This is a genomic window from Nocardia sp. NPDC050697, assembly GCF_040654395.1.
Lineage (GTDB): Bacteria > Actinomycetota > Actinomycetes > Mycobacteriales > Mycobacteriaceae > Nocardia.
Genome location: NZ_JBFAHY010000001.1, coordinates 1 through 22,314 on the forward strand (window position 1 = coordinate 1; position 22,314 = coordinate 22,314).

The 22,314-nt window shown below is 73.7% G+C and carries 24 protein-coding genes and 1 pseudogene; 12 read left to right on the forward strand and 13 right to left on the reverse strand.

The window, feature by feature from the left end:
- The coding region (locus AB0H71_RS00005; RefSeq protein ID WP_357013047.1) for an ATP/GTP-binding protein at positions 1-366 on the forward strand (366 nt) is incomplete at its 5' end.
- Between the two features lie 177 nt (positions 367-543).
- On the opposite strand, the gene AB0H71_RS00010 is transcribed toward AB0H71_RS00005, so the two are convergent.
- Together AB0H71_RS00010 and aztA are read right to left on the reverse strand one after the other, a co-directional pair.
- The gene (locus AB0H71_RS00010; protein WP_357013048.1) at positions 544-1,437 is read right to left on the reverse strand and encodes an SGNH/GDSL hydrolase family protein; all 894 of its coding nucleotides are present in this window, start codon (positions 1,435-1,437) and stop codon (positions 544-546) included.
- A 56-nt stretch (positions 1,438-1,493) separates the two neighbouring features.
- Entirely contained in the window at positions 1,494-2,288 is a 795-nt protein-coding gene (aztA, locus tag AB0H71_RS00015) for a zinc ABC transporter ATP-binding protein AztA (protein WP_357013049.1), read from the reverse strand.
- Between the two features lie 59 nt (positions 2,289-2,347).
- Between aztA and aztB the strand changes: the two genes are divergently transcribed.
- The 5 genes from aztB (at position 2,348) to AB0H71_RS00040 (ending at position 7,747) form a co-directional block, all read left to right on the forward strand.
- Complete coding sequence (gene aztB, locus AB0H71_RS00020) at positions 2,348-4,309, forward strand: zinc ABC transporter permease AztB (protein WP_357013050.1); 1,962 nt, start codon at positions 2,348-2,350, stop codon at positions 4,307-4,309.
- Entirely contained in the window at positions 4,306-5,190 is an 885-nt protein-coding gene (gene aztC, locus AB0H71_RS00025) for a zinc ABC transporter substrate-binding protein AztC (protein WP_357013051.1), read from the forward strand. The genes aztB and aztC overlap by 4 nt, the downstream gene beginning before the upstream one ends.
- A 20-nt stretch (positions 5,191-5,210) precedes the next feature.
- Positions 5,211-6,347, forward strand: coding sequence for a zinc metallochaperone AztD (gene aztD / locus AB0H71_RS00030; protein WP_357013053.1), 1,137 nt, complete (start codon positions 5,211-5,213; stop codon positions 6,345-6,347).
- 84 nt (positions 6,348-6,431) lie between these two features.
- Positions 6,432-7,094 (forward strand): S1 family peptidase, encoded by a 663-nt coding sequence (locus AB0H71_RS00035; protein WP_357013054.1) that lies wholly within the window; start codon positions 6,432-6,434, stop codon positions 7,092-7,094.
- A gap of 68 nt (positions 7,095-7,162) precedes the next feature.
- Complete coding sequence (locus tag AB0H71_RS00040; protein WP_357013056.1) at positions 7,163-7,747, forward strand: dihydrofolate reductase family protein; 585 nt, start codon at positions 7,163-7,165, stop codon at positions 7,745-7,747.
- Here the strand turns inward: AB0H71_RS00040 and AB0H71_RS00045 are convergent.
- From AB0H71_RS00045 to AB0H71_RS00065, 5 genes are all read right to left on the reverse strand, one after another.
- Positions 7,722-8,405: a phosphoribosylanthranilate isomerase gene (locus tag AB0H71_RS00045; protein WP_357013057.1), complete on the reverse strand. Its 684-nt coding sequence runs from the start codon at positions 8,403-8,405 to the stop codon at positions 7,722-7,724. The genes AB0H71_RS00040 and AB0H71_RS00045 overlap by 26 nt on opposite strands.
- 10 nt (positions 8,406-8,415) lie before the next feature.
- Entirely contained in the window at positions 8,416-9,603 is a 1,188-nt protein-coding gene (locus AB0H71_RS00050) for a zinc-dependent alcohol dehydrogenase (protein ID WP_357013058.1), read from the reverse strand.
- Positions 9,604-9,618: 15 nt separating this feature from the next.
- Positions 9,619-10,749 carry a glutamate--cysteine ligase gene (locus tag AB0H71_RS00055; protein WP_357013059.1) on the reverse strand — a complete coding sequence of 377 codons (1,131 nt, stop codon included), beginning with the start codon at positions 10,747-10,749 and terminating at the stop codon, positions 9,619-9,621.
- A complete protein-coding gene (locus AB0H71_RS00060) occupies positions 10,749-11,249 on the reverse strand; it encodes a hemerythrin domain-containing protein (protein ID WP_357013060.1) in 501 nt (166 codons plus the stop codon). Before AB0H71_RS00060 ends, AB0H71_RS00055 begins: the two co-directional genes overlap by 1 nt.
- Positions 11,250-11,327: 78 nt before the next feature.
- The gene (locus AB0H71_RS00065; RefSeq protein ID WP_357013061.1) at positions 11,328-12,734 is read right to left on the reverse strand and encodes an amidase; all 1,407 of its coding nucleotides are present in this window, start codon (positions 12,732-12,734) and stop codon (positions 11,328-11,330) included.
- A gap of 129 nt (positions 12,735-12,863) precedes the next feature.
- Here AB0H71_RS00065 and AB0H71_RS00070 point away from each other — a divergent pair, with 129 nt between their 5' ends.
- The gene (locus AB0H71_RS00070; protein WP_357013062.1) at positions 12,864-13,754 is read left to right on the forward strand and encodes a universal stress protein; all 891 of its coding nucleotides are present in this window, start codon (positions 12,864-12,866) and stop codon (positions 13,752-13,754) included.
- A gap of 113 nt (positions 13,755-13,867) precedes the next feature.
- Positions 13,868-14,317, forward strand: a complete 450-nt coding sequence (locus AB0H71_RS00075) for a hypothetical protein (RefSeq protein WP_357013064.1) — start codon at positions 13,868-13,870, stop codon at positions 14,315-14,317.
- A 3-nt stretch (positions 14,318-14,320) separates the two neighbouring features.
- Here the strand turns inward: AB0H71_RS00075 and AB0H71_RS00080 are convergent, their stop codons facing one another.
- Entirely contained in the window at positions 14,321-14,545 is a 225-nt protein-coding gene (locus AB0H71_RS00080) for a hypothetical protein (protein ID WP_357013066.1), read from the reverse strand.
- 176 nt (positions 14,546-14,721) lie between these two features.
- On the opposite strand from AB0H71_RS00080, the gene AB0H71_RS00085 reads away from it, so the two are divergent.
- Positions 14,722-16,287, forward strand: coding sequence for an NAD(P)/FAD-dependent oxidoreductase (locus AB0H71_RS00085; RefSeq protein ID WP_357013067.1), 1,566 nt, complete (start codon positions 14,722-14,724; stop codon positions 16,285-16,287).
- Between the two features lie 289 nt (positions 16,288-16,576).
- A pseudogene (locus tag AB0H71_RS00090) lies at positions 16,577-16,921 on the forward strand (transglycosylase family protein); the annotation flags it as partial.
- A gap of 25 nt (positions 16,922-16,946) precedes the next feature.
- On the opposite strand, the gene AB0H71_RS00095 reads toward AB0H71_RS00090, so the two are convergent.
- The 5 genes from AB0H71_RS00095 to AB0H71_RS00115 all read right to left on the reverse strand — a co-directional run bounded on the left by AB0H71_RS00095 (position 16,947) and on the right by AB0H71_RS00115 (position 20,830).
- Complete coding sequence (locus tag AB0H71_RS00095; protein ID WP_357013068.1) at positions 16,947-18,065, reverse strand: PQQ-dependent sugar dehydrogenase; 1,119 nt, start codon at positions 18,063-18,065, stop codon at positions 16,947-16,949.
- Positions 18,066-18,082: 17 nt separating this feature from the next.
- The gene (locus AB0H71_RS00100) at positions 18,083-18,622 is read right to left on the reverse strand and encodes a CinA family protein (protein WP_357013069.1); all 540 of its coding nucleotides are present in this window, start codon (positions 18,620-18,622) and stop codon (positions 18,083-18,085) included.
- Positions 18,612-19,442, reverse strand: a complete 831-nt coding sequence (locus tag AB0H71_RS00105) for a SigB/SigF/SigG family RNA polymerase sigma factor (protein ID WP_357013070.1) — start codon at positions 19,440-19,442, stop codon at positions 18,612-18,614. Before AB0H71_RS00105 ends, AB0H71_RS00100 begins: the two co-directional genes overlap by 11 nt.
- Positions 19,443-19,567: 125 nt before the next feature.
- Entirely contained in the window at positions 19,568-19,807 is a 240-nt protein-coding gene (locus AB0H71_RS00110) for a CsbD family protein (protein WP_357013071.1), read from the reverse strand.
- A 105-nt stretch (positions 19,808-19,912) separates the two neighbouring features.
- Positions 19,913-20,830: an LLM class F420-dependent oxidoreductase gene (locus AB0H71_RS00115; protein ID WP_357013072.1), complete on the reverse strand. Its 918-nt coding sequence runs from the start codon at positions 20,828-20,830 to the stop codon at positions 19,913-19,915.
- A 64-nt stretch (positions 20,831-20,894) separates the two neighbouring features.
- On the opposite strand from AB0H71_RS00115, the gene AB0H71_RS00120 reads away from it, so the two are divergent.
- Both AB0H71_RS00120 and AB0H71_RS00125 read left to right on the forward strand, forming a co-directional pair.
- Entirely contained in the window at positions 20,895-21,722 is an 828-nt protein-coding gene (locus AB0H71_RS00120) for an SDR family oxidoreductase (protein WP_357013073.1), read from the forward strand.
- Between the two features lie 17 nt (positions 21,723-21,739).
- Entirely contained in the window at positions 21,740-22,216 is a 477-nt protein-coding gene (locus AB0H71_RS00125) for a gluconokinase (RefSeq protein ID WP_357016057.1), read from the forward strand.
- Positions 22,217-22,314: the final 98 nt, after the last annotated feature.

Consider the following 22,314-nt stretch of genomic DNA (forward strand, 5'->3'; position numbering starts at 1 on the left):
CGGATCACGTTGAATCCGCAGCTGGCGTTGTATTTGTTCGGCACGCCGGGTCAGCAGCGGTTCGTGCCGCTGTGGGAGGAGCTGGCGCGGGGTGCTCTGGGCGCGCTGGTGTTGATCGATACCCGCCGGATCGACAAGGCCGATGAGGTGTTGTCGGTGCTGGAGGAGCGCGGGGTGCCGTACGCGGTGGGGATCAACGAGTTCGACGGGGCGCGCAGTTACCCGCTGGAGGAGGTCCGCGACGCACTCGACCTCGCACCGGAGACGCCGCTCGTCCGGCTCGACGCCCGGGATCGCAGTACCTGCCTGCGGTCGTTGATCACGCTCGTGGAGTTCCTCTTCCATCGGCTCGAATCGCGGATGTGAATCGGGCGGTCGACGTCAGCCGGGGTGCCGGGCTCGAGCTCGGGGCGGTACCCGACATCGGCGAGCCGCTGGTCCGCAACGGGATCGAGCCGGCACCGTGACAGCGCTTCCCGAGCGACTCGGCGTGCGGGCGACCGCTCCGAGCGGCTCCGCGCGTGGGACGACGAGCCGGACCGCTCAGCGGCCGAGCGCGGACAGGACCTGCTTGGCGGTATTCCGATGGCCGGCCGCGTTCGGATGCAGCGGAACGATGGCATCGGCCGAGGTCGGCAGCGCGCCCACCATCCAGCTCGCCCCCGGCTCCGCGCACACGTCGTGCCCCTGCGTGGACGGCTCCAGATCGACGTACACCGCCCCGTGCTCGCCCGCTTCCCGCCGCATGACATCGTTCAGCTGGTTGATCTTGCCCTGCAGATAGGTGGCATCCGCCGCCCACGCGGGCTGGCTCGCCGGGCACCCCCCGTCGCGGATACCGATCGGATACCCGACCAGCACGATGGTGGCCGCGGGGGAGCGGCGCCGGATCTCCTCGATCATCACCCCGTAGGTCGGGGCGAAGCGCTCGATCTGCTCACCCACCCGGTCCCGCCCGCCCGCGGTCTGCACCGCCGCGCAGGAGACGCCGTTCGGCTCCGGCAGCGGATTGATACAGCTCACCCCGAGCTGGACCAGCCCGATATCGTTCCCGCCCATGCCGAGCGTCACCAGCGTGGTGTCCGCGGTCAGCGCGTCGTACTGCGGCGCCGCCAGCCCGCTCAACCCGAACTGCCTGCCCGCCAGGTCGCCGCTCACCGCCGCGCCGCAGGTGACATCCCGGAACTCGCTCGGCCGCAGCGCCTGCGCCACCAGCTTGGGGTAGTTCAGCGCCGAGCGGGTGCAGTCGCCCGGAATCCCGCTTGCCGGCGCCGACGGCGCGATGCCGGAACCCGCCGAGAACGAGTCGCCCAGCGCGACGTACACCTCGGGCTGCGGCGCCGCCGGCGCGGCACCGGCCCCCGCCACCGCGAACGCACCCGCCCCCACCGCCGCGGCCGCGACGCGGAGAGCGCGAGACCGACGAGACTGCTGCATGATTCGAATCCTCGCCTGTGCCGGAACACGGAGGACCACCGGACACCAGCGTCCGGCTACCGGCTGGTAGGAAGTGTGGCCCAGGCCACGTCGGGCGTCAAGACGCCGTCTCGCATGCCGGTCGGAGACGTGTCCGGCGAGTCGGACGGGTCTGTCGCGTCGACGGCGGCCGATGACATGCTCGACAGGCCGGTGGCGCGCAGCACGTCCTGCGGCGTGCCCGACTCCGTGACCCGGCCTCCGGCCAGCGCGACGCAGTAGTCCGCGCGCAGCGCATCGTCCCGGTCGTGGGTGGCGTGCACGACGGTGACTCCCCGCTCCCGAGCCAGGTCGAGCGCCGTGTGCACGGCGGCGCGGGCCTCGGCATCCAGCGCCGTCCCCGGCTCGTCGAGCAGCAGCAACCGCGAACGAGCCGCCAATGCCTGGGCGAGCAGGGCCCGCTGCCGCTGCCCGCCGGAGAGCGTGTCCAACCGGCGCGCGGCCAGCGCGCCGAGCCCGAGCGCGTCCAGTGCCTCGTCCACCAGGGCGCGATCGCCCCGCGTGAGCCTGCGCCACCACCCGCGCTCGCCCCAGCGCCCCATCGCCACCGTCTCCCGCACGGTGATCGGCAGGGTCGGCGGCACCGCACTGTGCTGCACCACGAGCGCGGGCCGCCCGAGCGGCCGCACCACCGTCCCCGCCGTCGGCGCCAGCACCCCGGCGAGTACCGAGAGCAGCGTCGACTTGCCTGACCCGTTCGCGCCGACCAGCGCCGTCACCCTCCCGGCTGGGAGTACCGCGTCCACCCCGTGCAGCACCGGCGCGCCCTCGTAGCCGGCGACGACCCCGGTCAACCGCACCTCGGCGCCCATCTGTGTCCCCTGTCACTACAGTTGAAATGAAAATCATTTGCATTCTAGGGTGTCGCTTCATGGACTGGCTCGTCGACCCCTTCGCGGTGACCTTCGTGCAACGCGCACTCTGGGGCGGGCTGCTCGTCTCCTGCCTGTGCGCCATCGCCGGAACGTGGGTGGTGGTGCGCGGCATGGCATTCCTCGGCGAGGCCATGGCGCACGGCATGCTCCCCGGCGTCGCGCTCGCCGCGCTACTGGGTGGCAATCTGCTCGCCGGGGCCGCGGTGAGCGCGGTGGCGATGGCCGCCGGGGTCTCGGTGCTCGGCCGGAACCGCCGGTTCACGCCGGACGTGGCGATCGGGCTGCTCTTCATCGCCATGCTCTCGCTCGGCGTGGTGATCGTCTCCCGCTCGGAGAGCTTCGCCGTCGACCTCACCGGCTACCTGTTCGGCGACGTGCTCGCCATCGACGCGGGCGACCTCCTGCTGCTGGCGGGCGCGGTACTGCTCGCCGCGGGGCTCGCCGCCGCCGGGCACCGCGGGTTCACCGCGCTCACCTTCGACCCGCGCATCGCCGAGACGCTCGGGCTGCGGCCGCGGCTCGCCCGGACCGGGCTGCTCGCCCTGGTGACGCTGGCTGTCGTCGGCTCGTTCCACCTGGCCGGGACGCTGCTGGTCTTCGGGTTGCTGATCGCCCCGCCCGCCGCCGCCACCTACTGGGTGCACCGCATCCCGACCACCATGGTTCTGGCGGCGGTCTTCGGCGCGGTGGCGACGGTTTTCGGGTTACTGGTCTCCTGGCATGCGGGCACCGCGGCCGGGGCCACCATCGCGGCCTGCGCGGTCGGGCTGTTCTTCGGTTCGGCGCTGGTGGCGGCGGTGCGCGAGCGGGTGCGGCGGGGCGCACGCCCCGCTGTGGCGGTCGCGGCAGCCGCCGCGGTCGTGGCCGGCTGTGCCGCCCACCCGGCGCCCGCCGCGGAAACCGAGGTTCCGCACGGCTATGTCGAGGGTGCCGAGGAGACCGCCGAGGCGCAGCCCCGCCTCGTCCTCGCCGACGCCGGAAACGGCGCGATCCGCGTCCTCGACCTGATCACCGAGGAGATCACCGACCTCGACCCGCTCCCCGGCCTCGCCGCCGCCGCGAGCGATGGCCGCTACGTCTACCTCTCCGCCCCCGGGACCGTCCGGATCGCCGACGCGGGCGCCTGGACGGTCGATCACGACGACCACGTGCACTACTACCGCACCACCCCCGCCGCCCGCGGAGACTTCACCGCGCCCACCGTCTTCACGGCCGCCGCCGATCGCGCCGCCGCCGTGCTCAATTCCGGGAGCACGGCGACCATCCTCGACCGCACCGCGCTCGACGCGGGCCGCATCCCCGCCCCACTGACCCTGCCCGGCCCCACCCTCCCGATCGACGGCGCCCTCGTAACCGTCGACCCCGCCACCGGCCGGGCCGAACTGCGCGACCGCGACGGAACCGTGCGCCGCACCTTCGATGCCCCGTGTCCCGACCCCCGCGGCACGGCAGTGACCAGGCGCGGCGCCGTATTCGCCTGCGCCACCGGCGCCCTCGTCATCACCGGCGAGACCGCCCGCACGATCCCGTACCCACCCGGCACAACGCCGGAAGACCGAGCCACCACCTTCACCCAGCGCCCCGGCGCGAGCACCCTCACCGCCCCGGCGGGAGACGACGGCCTCTGGCTCCTCGACGTCGCCCGCGGCACCTGGACCCGCTTCGACACCGGTCCGCTCCTCGCCGCCGCCACGGCGGGCGAGGGCACCCCGGTCCTCGCGCTGAACCCCGACGGCGTCCTCCGCGCCCTCGACCCGACCACCGGCAGAGAACTCGCCCGCCGCCCCTTCACCACCCCCGGCGCCCCCGCCCGGATCGCCGTCGACACCACCCGCGCCTACCTCACCGACCCGGAGCGCCGCACCGTGTACGAGATCGACTACCTGGACGCCCTGCGTGTCGCCCGCGAGTTCCCGCTCGACATCACTCCCTCGCACCTCGCCCAGGCCGGACGATGAAGCGCCTGCTCACGGCGGTACTCGCCGCCCTCACGCTGGTCACCGCCTGCGGAGCCGCCGCCGAGCGCGGCGAGATCGTGGTGACCACCGATCTGCTCGGCGACCTCACCCGCGCGGTGGTCGGCGACGCCGCTCCGGTCACGGTGCTCATGCCGACCGGCGGCGATCCGCACTCGTTCGGCGTCTCCGCCAAGCAGGCGGCGGGCCTGGAGCGGGCCGCGCTGATCGTCGCCAACGGCCTCGGCCTGGAGGAGGGCGTGCTGCGCCACGTCGAGTCCGCGGCCGCGGCGGGCACCCCGGCCCTGCTGGTCGGGGAGCAGGTGAACCCTCTGCCGTACCGGGACAGCACCAACCCCGACCCGCACTTCTGGACCGACCCGGCCCGGGTGCGCACGGCGGTCGAGGCCATCCGCGACCGCGTGCTCGCCGATGTCCCCGGCATCGACGAAACCGCCGTCCGCACCCGCACCGACGCCTACCTGACCCGCCTGGACGAGCTGGACCGCTGGATGACCCAGCGCTTCGCCGCGCTCCCCGCCGAGCGCCGTGAACTGGTCACCAACCACCACGTCTTCGGCTACCTCGCCGCACGCTTCGGGCTAGGCGTGATCGGCGTGGTCCTGCCCGGCGGCAGCGCGCTCGCCTCGCCCAGCGCCGCCGACCTGGCCGAACTCGCGACCGCGGTTCGCGCGGCCGGGGTGACCACGATCTTCGCCGACTCCGCGCAGCCCGACCGGCTCGCCCGCGTCCTCGCCGAACAAGCCGGCGTCCGGGTGCGAGTCACCGCCCTGCACACCGAATCGCTCACCCCGCCCGACGGCGGCGCCCCCACCTACCTGGACATGATGCGCGCCAACACCGACGCCATCATCGCCGGGTGATCCGAAAGATGAGGTAGCACATGAAGTTCCGCGCACTCGCGGCCGGTGCCTGCGCGCTGGCGCTCACCGCGACCGCCTGCGGCAGCGACGACGGGCCCGCCCCCGTCGCGAACCCGGTGATCGTGACCTACGACGGCGGCATCGCGGTGCTGGACGGCACCACGCTCGAGCTCGCCCACACCGTCGACCTGGACGGCTTCACCCGGCTCAACCCCGCGGGCGACGACCGCCACATCGTCGTGACCAGCGGCTCGGCCTTCCGGGTGCTGGACGCCACCACCGGGCGGTTCACCGGCACCGAGTTCCCGGCGGCGAAGCCCGGCCACGTGGTGCGGCACGCCGGGCGCACCGTGCTCTTCGCCGACGGCAGCGGCGAGGTCACCGCCTTCGACACCGCCGCGCTGGCCGGCGGCAGCCCGGAGACCGAGGTCTACACCACCGCCGACCCGCACCACGGGGTCGCCATCGAGCTCGCCGACGGCCGGCTCGTGGTCTCGCTCGGCACCGAGGAGCGGCGCACCGGCATGCTCGTGCTCGACGCCGAGCGCCGCGAGATCGCCCGCAGCGAGGACTGCCCCGGCGTGCACGGCGAGGCCACCGCGCAGGGCGAGGCGGTGGTGATCGGCTGCCAGAACGGCGCGCTGGTCTATCGGAACGGCGTGATCACCAAGGTCACCAGCCCGACCCCGTACGGCCGGATCGGCAACCAGGCGGGCAGCGCCGAATCGCCGGTCGTGCTCGGCGACTACAAGCGCGACAAGGACGCGGAACTCGAACGCCCGCAGCAGGTCTCGCTGATCGACACCGCCACCGGCGGGCTCCGCCTCGTCGACCTCGGCACCAGCTACACCTTCCGCTCGCTCGGCCGCGGTCCCGGCGGCGCGGCGCTGGTGCTCGGCACCGACGGCGCGCTGCACGTCATCGACCCGGTCAGCGCCACCGTCGCCCGAAGCATCCCCGTGCTCGCGGCCTGGCAGGAGCCGCTGGACTGGCAGCAGCCCCGCCCCGCGCTCTTCGTCCGCGACGGCGCCGCCTACGTCACCGACCCCGCCACCGAGCAGCTGCACCGCATCGACCTGGACAGCGGCGAACGCACCGCCACCGTGCGGCTGCCCGGCGTGCCGAACGAGCTGAGCGGGGTGCAGCCCGGCCACTGAGCGCCGTTTCCCCCGGGGGCGGCCCGGGTAGACGAGGAATACGACGGGGACGACGCGCGCCCCGCGGGACGACGGGAGACCGACATGAACCGCAGCCTCGCCCGGGCCGTCACCGCGGGTGCCGCGCTCGCCCTCGTCCCGCTCGGCGCGGGCGCCGCGGCCGCGCAGGAGGCCCCCGTCGCGCTGGGCGGGGGCTCCGGCATCGTCGTCGACAACACCGCGCAGTGCACCGTCACCACCATCGGCTACGACGCCGCTGGCCGCCTGGTCGGGCTGACCGCGGGGCACTGCGGCGACGCGGGCGCCACCGTCGTCGCCGAGCGGGACCACGACCTCGGCGTCGTCGGCCGCTTCGTGCACTCCGACCCGAACCTGGATTACGCCGTCATCCAGTTCGACCCCGCCAAGGTGACCCCCGTGAACCGGGTCGGCAATGCCACCATCACCGGCATCGGCGCGCCGGCCCAGTTCCCCGCCGTGGTCTGCAAGAAGGGCCGCACCAGCGGCGAGACCTGCGGTGTCGCCTGGGGCGATGTCCTGAACACCGCGCAGGAGACCTGGACCCAGCTGTGCGTGCTCGAAGGGGACTCCGGGGCGCCGGTCATGGTCGGCAGCACGCTGGTCGGCATGGTCAACGCATATCTCGCGGTCGGGTGCCTCGGCCCCGAGGTCGGGACCACCATGGCGGCCATCATCGCCGACCTCGACGCGCGCGGCGCCGTCGGGGCGGGGTTCCACCCGCTCTGAGCTCCGATTACTTTCGCGCCTTGGCGCCGTCTGCACCGCTGTCGATGTCAGGCGGCGGAAGGAAGCGTATGCGCACTATCTCGGTCACCATGTTCGTCACGCTCGACGGGGTGGTTCAGGGGCTCGGTCGTCCCGACGAGGACACCCGCGGTGGGTTCGAGCACGGCGGGTGGGGTGCGAAGTACAACGACGAGATCATGGGCGCGGAAATGGCGGCCGGCATGGGGGAGCCCGGCGATATGCTCTTCGGCCGCCGCACCTGGGCGGATTTTCACCGGGCGTGGGGAACCGCGACCGACGGCAATCCCTTCAGCACGCACATGAACGCCGCCACCAAATACGTCGCCTCCACGACACTGCCCGATGTGGACGCTTGGCAGAACTCCATCCTGCTCCCCGGTGATGCCGCCGAGAGCGTCGCCGAGCTCAAGGCGACCCCCGGCAACAATCTCGCCATTATCGGCAGCGCCGCCCTCGTCCGCAGCCTGCACGCCGCCGCCCTCATCGACCGGTACACCCTCCTCATCCACCCCCTCACCCTCGGCACCGGCACCCGCCTCTTCGACGGGGCGGCCCCGCTCACCGAATTCGAACTCACCCGCAGTGTCACCACCGCCACCGGCGTCATCATCGCCCATTACTCGCGGCGTTGACGCCGTTGCTGTGGGCCGCGCCGACGAAGGCTGAACACGCCTGGGCGTCTTTGTCCCCGGTGGGGGTCTCGACTCCGCTGTTCACGTCGACGGCGTCGGGGCGGACCACCGCGATGGCCTCGGCGACATTGCCGGGATGGAGCCCGCCCGCGAGGATCACCGGGCGGCCGATTGCCCGCAGCGCGCGCACGATTTCCGCGCTGATCGACCAATCGTGCGTCGCGCCGGTGCCACCGAGGCGGTCGGCGGTGCGCGAGTCGAGGAGGACGCTATCGCAATGCGCGGCTGCGTGAATGGCCGTGTCGACCGCGTCGGGCCCGACGACGTGGACCGCGCGCAGCACCTTGCGGCCGCGGGCCTGCGAAAGTACGGCCCGGAGCGTCTCGGCGGTGACCACACCGTGCACCTGGATGACATCGACGCCGACCTCATCCGCGAGGGCGAGAACAGACGCAGCGTCTTCCAGGTGCGTGACGAGCACTCGCGTTACGAAAGGTGGTGTGCGAGCGGAAAGCTCGGCGGCGCGATCGGGGGTGAGGGCGTCCTCGCTGTAGTGCGTGACCCCGCAGATGAACCCGACCGCGTCCGCCCCGGCTTCCACCGCGACACGCAGATCCGCCGGAGAACGAATCCCGCAGATCTTCGCGCGAACGGTCACCGGCGAAACACTAGGCCGCCGGGTCGAGCACCACCTTGACCACCCCGTCCTTCTTCTGCTGGAACTTCTCGTACGCCTGCGGCGCCCCGATCAGCGGAAGACGGTGGGTGGCGAAGGTTTCCACCCCGAGCGGGTCGTCGTCGGTGAGCAGCGGAAGGATCTCCGGCGCCCAGCGCTTGACGTTCGCCTGCCCCATGCGCAACTGGATCTGCTTGTCGAAGAGCACGCGCAGCGGAAGCGGGTCGGCCATGCCGCCGTAGACGCCGACGAGCGAGATGGTGCCGCCGCGGCGCACGATGTCGATCGCCGACTCCAACGCGGCGAGCCGGTCCACACCGGCGGTGTTCATCAGCTTCTCCGCGACCGAGTCGGGCAGGAACCCCGTGGTCTTCTGGGCGAACGAGGCGACGGGGGAGCCGTGCGCCTCCATCCCGACGGCGTCGATCACGGTGTCGGTGCCGCGGCCCTGCGTGCGGTCGCGGATCACCTCGCCGAGCGACCCGCCCACGTCGCCGAAGTCGATGGTCTCGATGCCGCGGGCGGCGACCCGGGCCAGCCGCTCCGGTACCCGATCCACGCCGATCACCCGGTACCCGAGGTGCGCGGCGATCCGGCAGCTCATGTCGCCGATCGGGCCGAGCCCGAGCACGGTCACCGACCCGCCGTCGGGGATTCCCGCGTACTGCACGGCCTGCCAGGCGGTGGGCAGCACGTCGGAGAGGTACAGGAAGCGGTCGTCGGGCGGCCCGGCGGGCACCTGGATGTGGGTGTGGTCGACGTACGGCACCCGCAGGTACTGCGCCTGCCCGCCGGGCACCTGCCCGTACAGCCGCGAGTAGCCGAAGAGCGCCGCGCCGGACCCCTGCTCGCGCACCTGGGTGGTCTCGCACTGGGTGGAGAGCCCCTGGTCGCACATGAAGCAGTGCCCGCAGCTGATCTGGAACGGGATCACCACCCGGTCGCCGACCTTGACCGACCGCACCTCGCTGCCGACCTCCTCGACGATCCCCATGGGCTCGTGGCCGAGGATGTCACCGGGGCTCATGAACGGCCCGAGCACTTCGTACAGGTGCAGGTCGGAGCCGCAGATGGCGGTGGAGGTGACCCGGATGACCGCGTCGGTGGGTTCGGAGATCCTCGGGTCGGGCACGGTGTCCACCGAGACCTTGCGCTTGCCCTGCCAGGTGACCGCTTTCATGCATCCTCCTCGTCGTCAGCGGGCGGCTACCCGGGGAGCGCCGGGCGAAAACCGGCAACCCTCCAGCGTGGCGCGGCGCAGCTCGGCGATCACGGCGGCGGGGTCGTGGCCGGCGGCGTAGGCGCGGCGCTGCCTGCGGGCGCCGTTGCCGCGGGCCAGCACCTCGGCGAGGGTGTCGGTGACGAAGGCGCGGTCGCCGAGCTCGTCCAGTTCGGGGGTGATCCCCTCGACCAGCTCGTCGAGCAGGGCGGGGAGGGGCAGCACCCGGCCGGAGACCGGCTCCAGCGCCTCGCCGTCCAGCCCGTTGCGGGCGGCGGTCCAGTAGGCGGCGCGCAGGATCTCGTGCGGGATCTCCGGGGCCTCCTCGCCGCGCGCGAGGGCCTTGCGCGCGTGCCGGACCAGGCCGCGGACCAGCAGCGCGAGCAGGGTGCTCTCGCGCGCGGTCGCGGGCACGTCGCCCACCCTGACCTCGACGGTCGGGAACGACAGCGACGGGCGGACGTCCCAATAGACCATCTTGCGGTCCAGGATGCTGCCGCAGGCGAGCATGGTGTCCACCGTGGCGTCGTACTCGCGCACCGAGCGGAAATAGGGCGGCGGGCCCGCGCTCGGCCAGCGCCGCCAGAGAATGCTGCGCCAGCTCGCGTAGCCGGTGTCGGAGCCGCGGTAGATCGCCGAGTTGGCGCTGAGCGCGAGCAGCACCGGCAGCCACGGGCGCAGGTGATTGCTCACCCGCACCGCCTCCTCCCGATCCGGCACCCCGACGTGCACGTGGCAGCCGGAGAGCCCCTGCTCGTGCGCGATCATGCCGAAGGCCTCGCCGATGGCGCGGTAGCGCGGGGTGTCGGTGATCGGGAACTCGTGCGGCACGGTCGGCGGCGCGGCCACCGCGAGCAGGGTGGCCCGGTTGCGCTCGGCACAGTGCGCGACGGCGCCGCGCAGCTCGTGCAGCTGGGCGTCGAGCGCGGCGGCGTCGGTGTGCACGTCGGAGCTGGTCTCGACCTGGCAGCGGGTGAGTTCGAGCTGGAGCTCGACGCCCTCGGCCGCGGCGGTCTCGGCGACCGCGCGGTTGGCGGCGGCGGGGGCGCCGGTCTCCGGGTCGACGAGCAGGAACTCCTCCTCGACGCCCATGGTGAGCTCGTCCATCAGGCCGTGACCGCGTGGACGGCCTTCTTCAGCGCCGACGGCTGCGACGGTTTGCGCGGCGCCTTCTCCCGCAGCTCCGCCATCCGCGCCCCGATCTCCTGCAACTGCTTGCGGCCGAGCGCCTCCCGCACCTTGGGGAACCACTCCTGCTCCTCCTCGTCGATGTGGTGGTCGACGTTCTCGATGAGCACCTTCGCCTTGGCGGTGAAGCGCTCGTCCTCCGGCTTCAGCAGGGAGAGCTCGAAGACCAGGATGTCGGCGACGTGGTGCTCCTCGTAGGACTCCAGGATGTCGTCCTCAAGCTCCGGCACCAGCTTGCGCACCTCCGGGTACATGGCCTCGTTCTCGATGTAGGTGTGCACGGTGAGCGCCTCGATCACCTTGTCGATCACGCGGCCCTTGGTGGCGTTGGCGTCGTCGCCCGCCTTCTCGAACTCGCGGAAGAGCTTGCGAATCTGCTTGTGGTCCTCGCGGAGCAGCACGATGGCGTCGCTGGACATGGGGTTCCTCCTCGGTGGGCTGTCCGGGTGCAGGCGAGATGCCCGGTCGGCGCGCGGCGAAACCGTGCGCCGCCGGGGTCAGAGCGGCGGCACCGCCGCCCACGGCCGGACCCGCTCCAGCTCGGTGGCGAGCCGCAGCAGGGTGTGCTCCCCGCTCGGCGGCGCGACCAGCTGGACACTGCGCGGCAGCCCCCCGTCGAAACCGGCGGGCACGGCGGCGGCCGGGTTGCCGCAGACATTCCAGAGCGCGGTGTAGGCGACCATCGGCACCGCGCGCAGGGCGCCGCGCAGCATGCCCGCGCCGTCCATCCGGCCGATCGGCGGCGGCGGGCCGGTCAGGGTGGGGGTGAGCAGCACGTCGTAGCGGTCGAAGAGGGTGCAGACCCGGGCGGTGAGCCGCTCCCCGCGCCGCTCGGCCCAGCGCAGCACCGGCGGCGGCACCGCGACCCGGCCCAGCCGGACGACGGCGCGGGTGCGGCGCTCCAGCAGCTCGGGGTGCGGCATCCGGTCCGCGTCCAGCCGGACGCCGCCGAGCACCTGCGGCAGGAAGGTGCCGGTGGGGTCGGGGAGCCGGTACCGGTCCTCGACGATCTCGTGGCCGAGCCCGGCCAGCGCCGCGGCGGTCTCCCGCACCGCGGCCACGCAGGAGGGCGCCGCGGCGCAGCCGGGGACGGCGGTGCGCAGCAGCAGCCCGATCCGCAGCCGCGGCCCCGGCTCCGGATCGGCGTAGGGGGAGGCGGGCGCGGGGGCGTGCCAGCGGTCGGCGGCGACGGTGCCCGCGAGCACGTCGTAGAGCAGCGCGCTGTCCGCCACCGTGCGGGTGAGCACGCCGACGGTGCCGAGCGCGCCCCACAGGTCGGGCCGGGGGGCGCTGCTGACCCGGCCGCGCTGCGGTTTCAGCCCGAACACCCCGCAGCAGGCGGCCGGGATGCGGATCGAGCCGCCGCTGTCGGCGCCGGTGGCCGCGGGGACCAGCCCGGCCGCGACCGCCGCCGCGGAGCCGCCGCTCGACCCGCCGGGGGTGTGCCCGTGCGACCAGGGGTTGTGGGTGTGGCCGTGCGCCTCGCTCTCGGTGTAGGGCCAGATGCCGAACTCCGGCATGGCGGTCTTGCCGACGATCACCGCACCGGCCGCCCGCAGCCGCCGCACCACCTCGGCGTCGGCGGTGGCGGGGCCGCCACCGGCGGCGCCGCCGTAGCCGGTCGGCACCCCGGCCACGTCGAGCTCGTCCTTGACCGCCATCGGGACGCCGTGCAGCGGGCCGAGCGGCGCGCCCGCGGCCTGCCGCGCATCCAGTTCGGCGGCCTCCGCCCGCGCCCGCTCGGCGGTGACCCGCACGAAGGCGCGCAGCCGCGGCTCGGCGCGCTCGATCCGGGCCAGCGCCTGGTCCACCGCCTCCGCGGCGGTGGTCTTGCCCGCGCGCACCTCGGCGGCGGTCTCGGCAACTCCGGCGTACGGCGCTGGAGCGGCCGTGGAATCCGTCATGGTTCGGCTCCCTTCCGCCTGGTTATCGGGGTGAACGCTACGGTGCGCAACACCACGGCGACAGCTGCACGCGCTGGGCCGGGCGCGGGGAATGATGGAGGGGGATTTCCCCGACGGAGAGGAAGTATCGTGCCGGAACCGACACCCGCCCCGAACGCCCCGATCGTCGCCGCGGTAGACGGCTCGGAGACGGCGTTCCACGCCGCCGCCTGGGCCGCCGTGGACGCGCGGCTGCACGGCCGCCCGCTGCACCTGCTCTGCTCGATGGCCGTCCCGTTCGGCTACGGCGAGCACCCGACGCTGCCGGAGGGTGAGCGCGATTGGCTGCGTGACCAGGGCGAACAGGCGCTGCGCGAGGCCGCCCGGATCGCCGAGGCGACGGCAGGCGGCCCGATCACCGTCACCGCCGAGCTGACCTTCGACTTCATCGTGCCCACGCTGCTGGACCGCTCGCGCACCGCGCACCGGCTGGTACTCGGCAGCCGCGGGCTCGGCGCCTTCCGGCGCGGGCTGCTCGGCTCGGTGAGCACCGCGGTGGCCGGGCACGCGCACTGCCCGGTCGCGGTGGTGCGCACCCCGGCCGCCACCGATCCGGTGGCCGCCCGCAAACCCGTGCTCGTCGGGGTGGACGGCACCGCGAACAGCGTCGGCGCGCTCGAGGTCGCCTTCGCCGAGGCCGCGTTCCGCGGGGTCGGGCTGACCGCGCTGCACGCCTGGCGCGACACCAGCGGGCTGGAGCTGCCGATCGACGACTGGGAGGGGGTGCGCGAGAGCGAGCGGGCCGGGCTCGCCGAGAGCCTGGCCGGGTACGCCGAGCGGTACCCGGACGTACCGGTGCGCCGCATCGTGGTGGCCGACCGGCCGGTGCGCTCGCTGCTCGACGAATCGGCGAACGCCCAGCTGGTGGTGGTGGGCAGCCGCGGCCGCGGCGGCTTCACCGGCATGCTGCTCGGCTCCACCAGCAATGGGCTGCTGCACTCGGTGGACATCCCGATCGTGGTGGTGCGGGCGGCGGGCTGAACGCCGTTGCGGGGCAGCGTGCTCCGCGATTCCGGCTCGCCGGGCCCGGCGGGCGGGCGAAGATCGAGGTCCGCTCGCCCTCCGACGTCGAAGGGACCGCCATGGATCGCGCTGTGCCCCGTGCTGTCCGGCACGCCTCGGACTCCCTGCCACCGGGTGGCAGAACCCGGCGTGACGCCCTGCCGGTAGCGCTGGCGCTGGCGCTCGCCGGAGCGTTCGCCGCGGCCGCCGCACCGGAGGCCGCCGCCACCGCCACCCAGATGCGGGTGCTCGGCGATATCAACTTCGGCTCGTCCACCACCTACGGCACCGGCTGCACCTACACCGTGCAGGTGCTAGTGACGAACGCGCTGGAGCCGGTCACGCTGCTGGACAACGGCATCCCGATCGCGGTGCGCGTGCCGGACAGCGGCAACGCGCTCTTCACCTGGATCCCGGCGGTGCCGGGGCCGCACCGGCTGGAGGCCGTCCAGGCACCGGACCGGGAGCCGACCGTGGCGGGCGAGGTCCGGGTCGGCACCGGCGTGCACCTCGGCTACGCCTGCGTGGTCAACGGCGGCTGAGGGTCAGCGCCGCACCCGCCCGGTCATGGTGGTGAGCGGGACCCGGCCGGTCCAGCCGCAGGGCAGCGAGCAGGCGGCGACCACGGAGGTCTGCACCCCGCCGCCGGCCAGCATCTCGGTGGTGGCCGAGGCGCGGGCCGGGTAGCCGCACGCCTCGCATTTGCCGAAGTAGTCGAGGATCTCGCTCTCGCGCGAGTAGACCACTGCGGGGCTGTCGATATGGGTCATGGGTCGCTCTCGGAAGGTGGGAAGTGTGGTCCACCTCACGGTAGGAGCGGGATCACCGGAAAGCTGCCGGTCAGCACGGAGTCGGGGACACTCACAGCGCCGGAGTCCAGCCGTTGTGCTGGTTTCCGGCGTGTCGCCGGTCACCGGTGCCGCGCCCGGGGTGGTAACGAGGGTGCATGCGGCCGGAACACGGGAACTATGACGCGGTGGTCGTCGGCGGCGGGCACAACGGCCTGGTCGCGGCGGCCTACCTGGCGCGGGCGGGCCGCCGGGTGGCGGTGCTGGAGCGCTCCGGGCACACCGGCGGCGCCGCCGTCTCGGCGCGGACCTTCCCCGGGGTCGGCGCCCGGCTCTCCCGCTACTCGTACCTGGTGAGCCTGCTCCCCGCCCGCATCGTCGCCGACCTCGGGCTGAGCTTGCGCACCGCGCGCCGCCGGATCTCCTCGTACACCCCGGTCGGCGACACCGGGCTGCTGGTGGACACCGGCGACCGGGCGCGCACCGCCGCGAGCTTCCGCCGGATCACCGGCGCCGACCGCGAGCACCGCGCCTGGGCCGAGTTCGGCGCCCGCACCGGCGCGCTGGCCCGCGCCGTCTTCCCGACCCTCACCGAACCGCTGCCCACCCGCGCCGAGCTGCGCGCCCGGATCGGCGACGACGAGCTCTGGGCGGCGGTGTTCGAGGAACCGCTCGGCGCCTTGATCGAGCGCACCTTCACCGATGACGTGGTGCGCGGAGTGGTCTTCACCGACGCGCTCATCGGCACCCTCACGCACGCGCACGACCCGTCGCTGCGGCAGAACCGCTGCTTCCTCTACCACGTGATCGGCGGCGGCACCGGCGACTGGGACGTCCCGATCGGCGGCATGGGCGCGCTCACCGCCGAACTCGCCGCGGCCGCGGCGCGGGCCGGAGCGGAGATCGTCACCGGGTGCGCGGTCACCGGGATCGAGACCGGCGGGGTCGCCTACACCGATACCGCGACGGGCGCGGCGGGGGAGCTGGCCGCCGGGCACATCCTGGTGAATGCCGCGCCCTACGAACTGGATCGGCTGCTCGGCCGCGCGCCGGGCCCGAAACCGGAGGGCGCGCAACTCAAGATCAATATGGTGCTGGATCGGCTGCCCCGGCTGCGCGACCCGGAAATCACGCCGCGCGAGGCATTCTCGGGCACCTTCCATATCGCCGAGACGTATTCCCAACTGGCCGATGCGTATCGGGCGGCCGCGGCGGGCGTGCTCCCCGCGGCGCTGCCCTCGGAGATCTATTGCCATACCGTGACCGACCCGTCCATTCTCGATCGCCATTCCGCCGAACGCGGAATGCACACCCTCACCCTTTTCGGCCTGCACACCCCCGCGCGATTGTTCGAGGCCGATCCGGAATCGGCGCGCGAGCGCGCGGTGGCCGCCGCACTGGCCCGGCTCGACGCGGTCCTGGCCGAGCCCATCGCGGGCTGCCTGGCCCGCGACGCCGCGGGCAACCCGTGCCTGGAGGCCAAGTCGCCACTCGACCTGGAGCGCGAGGTGGGGCTCCCCGGCGGCCACATCTTCCACGGTGACCTGGCCTTTCCCTACCGCGAGGACGCCGCCGACCCCGACCCGGCCACCCGCTGGGGCGTGGCGACCGGGCGCGACGGGGTGCTCTGCTGCGGCGCGGGCGCGCTGCGCGGCGGCGGGGTGAGCGGCATCGGCGGGCACAACGCGGCCATGGCCGTGTTCGAGGACACGAAAACGCAGTGACAATCGTCACTGTTTCTCCCGGAAATCGCGGTTTTGGTCGGGGCCGGAAGATGCTTTTCACCTGGGAATAATCGCGGTAAATCGCCGAAACAATTCGAATGACGATGCAGTTATCGGTGCGTGATCTGCCGAGATTGCTTCGTTATCGTCGCTCCCGGTTGTGCTCAGCGCGCAGCCCGAGCCGGACCGGCGTAAGCCAGCAACCCCGCCCCGCGGTCCGGCGGACCCCGAGATCGTCCCGGGGGCGGGGGTTCGCGATGCGGACCGGCGGGCGCAGGGAAGGAAGCGCATGTCCCAGCAGCGGAAGACCAAGCAGACCCGGACCATCGGCCGCGCCCTCGGCGTGGCGGCGGTCACCGGCGCACTCGCGGCGGTGCCGTTCGGGATGGCCGCGACCGCCTCGGCCGCGGGCAACAACTGGGACCGGGTGGCCCAGTGCGAGAGCGGCGGCAACTGGTCGACCAATACCGGCAACGGCTACTACGGCGGGCTGCAGTTCACCCCGAGCACCTGGTCCGCCAACGGCGGCAGCGGCATGCCGCACAACGCCAGCCGCGCGGAGCAGATCCGGGTGGCCGAGAACGTGCTCGCCACCCAGGGTGCCGGTGCGTGGCCGGTCTGCGGCCAGTACCTCTGACCCGAGACCTCCGGCGGCCGGATCAGCGCGCGGGAAAGCGCACGATCCGGTCGTCGCCGTCCCGGAGGTCGCCGCGGCCGTCGGTGTTCGAGGTGCTCAGCCAGAGCGCCCCGTCCGGTGCGACGGCGACGGTGCGCAAGCGGCCGTAGCGGCCGTCGAGCACCGCGCGCGGCGTGCCGAGCGCGGCGGGCTCGATCGGCACCGTCCACAGCCGCTCCCCGCGCAGCGCCGCGACGTAGAGCGTGTCGCCCGCGATGGCGATGCCGGAGGGCGACGCCTCGTCGGTACCCCAGGTGACCAGCGGGTCGGCGTAGCCGCGAGCGGCGCCGCCCGTGCCCTCCACCGCCGGCCAGCCGTAGTCGCGGCCCGGCTCGATCAGGTTGATCTCGTCCAGCCGATTCTGCCCGAACTCGGCCGCGAAGAGCCTGCCGCGAGAATCCCAGGCCAGCCCCTGTACATTGCGGTGCCCGCGGCTGTAGACCGGCGAGCCGGGCTCCGGATTGCCCGGCGCGGGCTGCCCGTCCGGGGTGAGCCGCAGGATCTTGCCGCTCGGGTCGGCGGGGTCGGGGGCGCGGCGCGGCTCCCCGGCATCGCCGGTGCCGACGTAGAGCAGGCCGTCCGGGCCGAAGGCGATCCGCCCGCCATTGTGGTTCCCGGCCCTGGCCAGCCCCTGGAACACCACCTGCGGCTGCGCGCCGAGCCGGAACCGCACGATGCGGTTGTCGGACTCCGCGGTGAAGTAGGCGTACAGCAGCTCCGGGTCGGCGGGGGAGACGGCGAGGCCGAGCAGCCCGCCCTCGCCGCGCGCCACCACGCCGGGGACCTGGTAGACGGGTTCGGCGGGGCCGCCGCCGGGCGCGATCCGGAGGATGCGGCCGGTGTCCCGCTCGGCGACGAAGGCGGTGCCGTCAGGCCGGAAGGCGATCCCCCACGGCACGTCGAGCCCGGTGCCCACCTCGGCCGGTGTCTCCAGGTCCGGGGTGCCGCCCGGACTGCTCGGCGCGGCCGGGGTCGCGAGCGGGCCGGTGCCGAAGCCGCTGGGCGGCGGCGGGAAGTCGTCCGGATCGGCCGCGCCGCAGGCGACGGCCGCGGCAGCGACACAGGCGGCGATCAGGGCGCGGGCGGGGCGGCGAAGGCGCATACCGTCCACTATCCGGATTATTCGGACATCGGGTCGCCGAGCTCCGCGTGCCCCGTCGCCACCGCGTCGCGCAGCAACTCCAGCGCGCGGGTGACGGTCTGCTCCAGCACCTCGACCGGATCGCCGTCGAAGACGTGGTGGCAGGTCGCGGTGTCGCCGCCGATCGCCACCCCGAACCACACCGACCCGGCGGGCTCGCCGTCCTGCGCGCCCGGCCCGCCGACCCCGGTCACCGCGACCCCGACATCGGCGCCGAGCAGCCCGCGCACGCCGGTGGCCATGGTCCCGGCGGCGGTCGCGGTCACCACCGGAACATCCGGCACACCGAGCACCGTGCGCTTGACCTCGGCGGCGTACGCGACGACGCCGCCGCGGAACCAGGTGCCGGAGTCGGGGGCGGCGCCGAGCGCGGCGGCGATCCGCCCCGCGGTCAGCGATTCGGCGACCGCGACGGTGCGCCCGGTGCGGGCGCTCTCCGCGGCGACCCGCTCGGCCAGCGCCGCGGTGCGCTCGGACTCGGGGACCTCCGGCTGCTCGCCGGCCGGCTCAGGCGACACGGCCGGCCGCCTCGTCGCCGAGCGCCTGCGCGCGCAGCGTGGCGAGCGTCTTGGTCAGGATCCGCGACACCTGCATCTGCGAGACGCCGAGGTGCGCGGCGATCTGGGTCTGCGTCTTGTTCTCGAAGAACCGCAGGACCAGCACCTCGCGCTCGCGCTCCGGCAGCGCCGCCAGCAGCGGGCGCACCGCGATGGCGTCCTCCAGCAGCTGGTACGAGGGCTCGACGGAGCCGAGGGTGTCGCGCAGCGCGAGCGGGGTGTTCTCGCCGTCGTCGGTGCTCGCGGCGTCGATGGAGTTGGTCTGGTAGGCATTGCCCGCCACCATGGCCTGGGTCACCTCGGCGAGGTCGAGCTCCAGGTCGGCCGCGATCTCGCGGGCGGTCGGCATCCGGCCGAGGGAGTGCGAGAGCGCCTCCACCGCGGGGCCGATCCGCAGCTGCACCTCCTTGAGCCGCCGCGGCACCCGCAGCGACCAGGTGTGGTCCCGGAAGTGCCTGCGGACCTCACCCATCACGGTCGGTACCGCGAAGGAGAGGAAGGACGAGCCGCGCTCGACGTCGAAGCGGTCCACCGCGAGCACCAGCCCGAGCCGGGCGATCTGCAGCAGGTCGTCGAAGGACTCGCCGCGCCCGGAGAACTTGCGCGCGATGTGCGTCGCCAGCGGGAGACAGCGGCCGATGATCTCGCGGCGCAGGGGCTCCCGGTTCGGGTCGCCCGGCGCGAGCGCGGCCAGCTTCTCGAACCAGGGTTCGATATTCTCGTAGCTGTCGGTCGAACCCGCGGCCGGGCCGGAGCGGGCCGCGGTGGTCTCGCGCGTCATCGGGAAAACCTCGCGTTCGATCTCGTGGTGGATGTGCTGCCGCGCCGGTTCCCTGCCCGAACCGACGGAAGGTGGGCTGCCCGTCCGGACAGCCCACCCGCGCCCTCTCGGGCCGCCGACACGACTCAGTTCTGGTATCCGCGCTGCCGCGCCTCGTCCAGATTCGCCTCGGCACGGGCCTTCTCGGCCTCGGCCTCCTTCTGGGCGACCTCACGCTGGGACTCGGCCTTGTCCTGCTGGGCCCGCCCCTCGCCCTCCAGGCGATCGCTCCCGGTGACGATTCCGGCGGCCTCCTTGACCTTGCCCTTCACGTCCTCGACAACGCCCTTGATGCCCTCGCGGGGTCCACTGGTGTTCTCGGCCACGATGTCCTCCGAAACTCGGGATCACTGCTGACATCCGGTGGCTTACCCGTGGGTAGCGGATCGAATCGGGTTATCCCGGCAAATTGTTGGCATTCGAGGCGGGGATCACAGGTGCGGCAGCACCTGCTCGGCGACGAGCGCCAGGTGGTCGAGGTCCTGGAGATCGAGGATCTGCAGGTAGACCCGGCTGGTGCCGATCTCGACGTAGCGGCCGAGCTTGTCGACGACCTCGGCGGGCGACCCCGCGAGGCCGTTCCGCTTGAGCTCGTCCACCTCGCGGCCGATGGCGGCGGCCCGGCGAGCGACCTCCGCGTCATCGCCGCCGACACAGGCGATCAGGGCGTTGGAGTAGACCAGATCGTCCCGGCGGCCGTGCTCGGCGACCGCGGTGCGCACCCGGTCGAACTGCGCGGCGGAGTCCTCGATCGAGGCGAACGGCATATTGAACTCGCTGGCGTACCGGGCGGCCAGCCGCGGGGTCCGGGCCGGGCCCGCACCGCCGACCAGCACCGGGATCGGGTCCTGCACCGGCTTGGGCAGCGCGGGGGAGTCCGTGAGCGTGTAGAACTCGCCGCTGTAGTCGAAGGTGTCGCCCGGCTTGGTCGACCACAGCCCGGTGACGATGGCCAGCTGCTCCTCCAGCCGGGCCAGCCGCCGGTCCGGGAAGGGGATGCCGTAGGCGGTGTGCTCATCGGCGTACCAGCCGGAGCCGAGCCCGAATTCGACCCGCCCGCCGGACATCCGGTCCACCTGCGCCACCTGGATGGCGAGCGGGCCCGGCAGCCGGAAGGTGGCGGCGGTGACCAGGGTGCCGAGCCGGATGCGGGAGGTGTCGCGGGCCAGCCCGGCCAGCGTGATCCAGGCATCGGTGGGGCCGGGCAGCCCGTCGGCGCCGCCCATGGCCAGGTAGTGGTCGGAGCGGAAGAACGCGTCGTACCCCAGAGCCTCGGCGGTGCGCGCGACGGTCAGCAGGGTGTCGTAGTCGGCGCCCTGCTGCGGTTCGGTGAAGATACGCAGTTCCATGCCGACCATCCTGCCGCAGGTGGCGGGGGTGTGTGGCGGGCGCGCGGCCGGGTAGCCGCCGCGCATGGCAACCATCGCACCGCTGGCACAGGAACGGACCGGGGCGCCGCGCCGCGCCGTGGTGACCGGATCGGACTCCGGGATCGGCCGCGCCATCGCGCTGGCGCTGGCCGGCGGCGGTGTCGACGTCGGCGTCACGTACCACGAGGACCGGGCGGGCGCCGAGGAGACCGCCGCTGCGGCCCGCGAGCACGGCGTCACCGCCGCCGTCCGGCACCTGGACCTCACCGAGCTACCCGCCGCCGCCGACGCGGTGGACGAGCTCGCCGACGAACTCGGCGGCCTCGACGTCCTGGTGAACTGCTCCGGCACCGGCAGCGCGACGACGGTCATGGAGCTGGACTTCGACACCTGGCGCTCGGTGCTGAGCGTCGACCTGGACGGCGCCTTCCTCTGTGCGCAGCGCGCCGCGGCCCGGATGATCGCGGGCGGGCGCGGCGGCCGCATCGTCAACATCACCAGCGTGCACGAACACGCCCCGCGGGTCGGCGCGGCGCCGTACTGCGCGGCCAAGGCCGGGCTCGGCGCGCTCACCAAGGTGCTCGCGCTGGAGCTGGCCGAGCACGGCATCACGGTGAACTCGGTCGCGCCGGGGGAGATCGCGACGCCGATGACCGGGCAGGAGGACACCGACCCCCGCGCGCGGCCGCGCCCCGGCTACCCGCTGGGCAGGCCGGGGCACGCGGAGGAGGTGGCGGCGGTGGTCGCCTTCCTCACCACGCCCGCCGCCGGGTACGTCACCGGCGCCTCCTACGTGGTGGACGGCGGCATGCTGCTCATGGGGCCGCAGGCGAGCGAGCGGCTCACCGACGAGCAGTGGCGCACGCCCTGATCCCGCCGCTGGTGCTCATGGGGGTCTCCGGCAGCGGGAAGAGCACCGTCGGCGCGCTGCTCGCGGCCCGGCTCGGGGTGCCGTTCCTCGAGGGCGACGACCTGCACCCGGCCGCCAACCTGGCCAAGATGCGCGCCGGGATCCCGCTCACCGACGCCGACCGGTGGCCGTGGCTGGCCGCTGCGGGCGCCCGGCTGGCCGCCACCGGCGGGGTGCTGAGCTGCTCGGCGCTGGCGCTGCGCTACCGGGATCGGCTGCGCGAGCTGGTGTCCGGGGTGCTGTTCGCGCACCTCGACGTCGCGCGCGCGGAGCTGGCGCGCAGGCTCGCCGCCCGGCGCGGCCACTTCATGCCCGCGAGCCTGCTGGACAGCCAGCTGGCGGCGCTGGAGCCGCTGCGCCCGGACGAGCCCGGCTGGACGATTCCCGCCTCGGGCCCGCCGGACGAGCTCGCCGCGCTGCTGGAATCGGCGGTCAGGAGCCTTCCGCCGGGGTGAGGGCGGGGCTGCCGAACCAGCGCTGGACGAAGGCGCTCAGCTCGGCGTGACCGCTGGTCATTCCGTCCGCGCCCTCGTGGCAGATGATCCGGGCCGCG

Bases quoted from the DNA above. Each gene is read 5' to 3' on its own strand.
- AB0H71_RS00010 (WP_357013048.1), bottom strand. From the start codon at position 1,437: ATGCAGCAGTCTCGTCGGTCTCGCGCTCTCCGCGTCGCGGCCGCGGCG.
- aztA (WP_357013049.1), bottom strand. From the start codon at position 2,288: ATGGGCGCCGAGGTGCGGTTGACCGGGGTCGTCGCCGGCTACGAGGGC.
- aztB (WP_357013050.1), top strand. From the start codon at position 2,348: ATGGACTGGCTCGTCGACCCCTTCGCGGTGACCTTCGTGCAACGCGCA.
- aztC (WP_357013051.1), top strand. From the start codon at position 4,306: ATGAAGCGCCTGCTCACGGCGGTACTCGCCGCCCTCACGCTGGTCACC.
- aztD (WP_357013053.1), top strand. From the start codon at position 5,211: ATGAAGTTCCGCGCACTCGCGGCCGGTGCCTGCGCGCTGGCGCTCACC.
- AB0H71_RS00035 (WP_357013054.1), top strand. From the start codon at position 6,432: ATGAACCGCAGCCTCGCCCGGGCCGTCACCGCGGGTGCCGCGCTCGCC.
- AB0H71_RS00040 (WP_357013056.1), top strand. From the start codon at position 7,163: ATGCGCACTATCTCGGTCACCATGTTCGTCACGCTCGACGGGGTGGTT.
- AB0H71_RS00050 (WP_357013058.1), bottom strand. From the start codon at position 9,603: ATGAAAGCGGTCACCTGGCAGGGCAAGCGCAAGGTCTCGGTGGACACC.
- AB0H71_RS00055 (WP_357013059.1), bottom strand. From the start codon at position 10,749: ATGGACGAGCTCACCATGGGCGTCGAGGAGGAGTTCCTGCTCGTCGAC.
- AB0H71_RS00060 (WP_357013060.1), bottom strand. From the start codon at position 11,249: ATGTCCAGCGACGCCATCGTGCTGCTCCGCGAGGACCACAAGCAGATT.
- AB0H71_RS00065 (WP_357013061.1), bottom strand. From the start codon at position 12,734: ATGACGGATTCCACGGCCGCTCCAGCGCCGTACGCCGGAGTTGCCGAG.
- AB0H71_RS00080 (WP_357013066.1), bottom strand. From the start codon at position 14,545: ATGACCCATATCGACAGCCCCGCAGTGGTCTACTCGCGCGAGAGCGAG.
- AB0H71_RS00085 (WP_357013067.1), top strand. From the start codon at position 14,722: ATGCGGCCGGAACACGGGAACTATGACGCGGTGGTCGTCGGCGGCGGG.
- AB0H71_RS00095 (WP_357013068.1), bottom strand. From the start codon at position 18,065: ATGCGCCTTCGCCGCCCCGCCCGCGCCCTGATCGCCGCCTGTGTCGCT.
- AB0H71_RS00105 (WP_357013070.1), bottom strand. From the start codon at position 19,442: ATGACGCGCGAGACCACCGCGGCCCGCTCCGGCCCGGCCGCGGGTTCG.
- AB0H71_RS00115 (WP_357013072.1), bottom strand. From the start codon at position 20,830: ATGGAACTGCGTATCTTCACCGAACCGCAGCAGGGCGCCGACTACGAC.
- AB0H71_RS00120 (WP_357013073.1), top strand. From the start codon at position 20,895: ATGGCAACCATCGCACCGCTGGCACAGGAACGGACCGGGGCGCCGCGC.
- AB0H71_RS00125 (WP_357016057.1), top strand. From the start codon at position 21,740: ATGGGGGTCTCCGGCAGCGGGAAGAGCACCGTCGGCGCGCTGCTCGCG.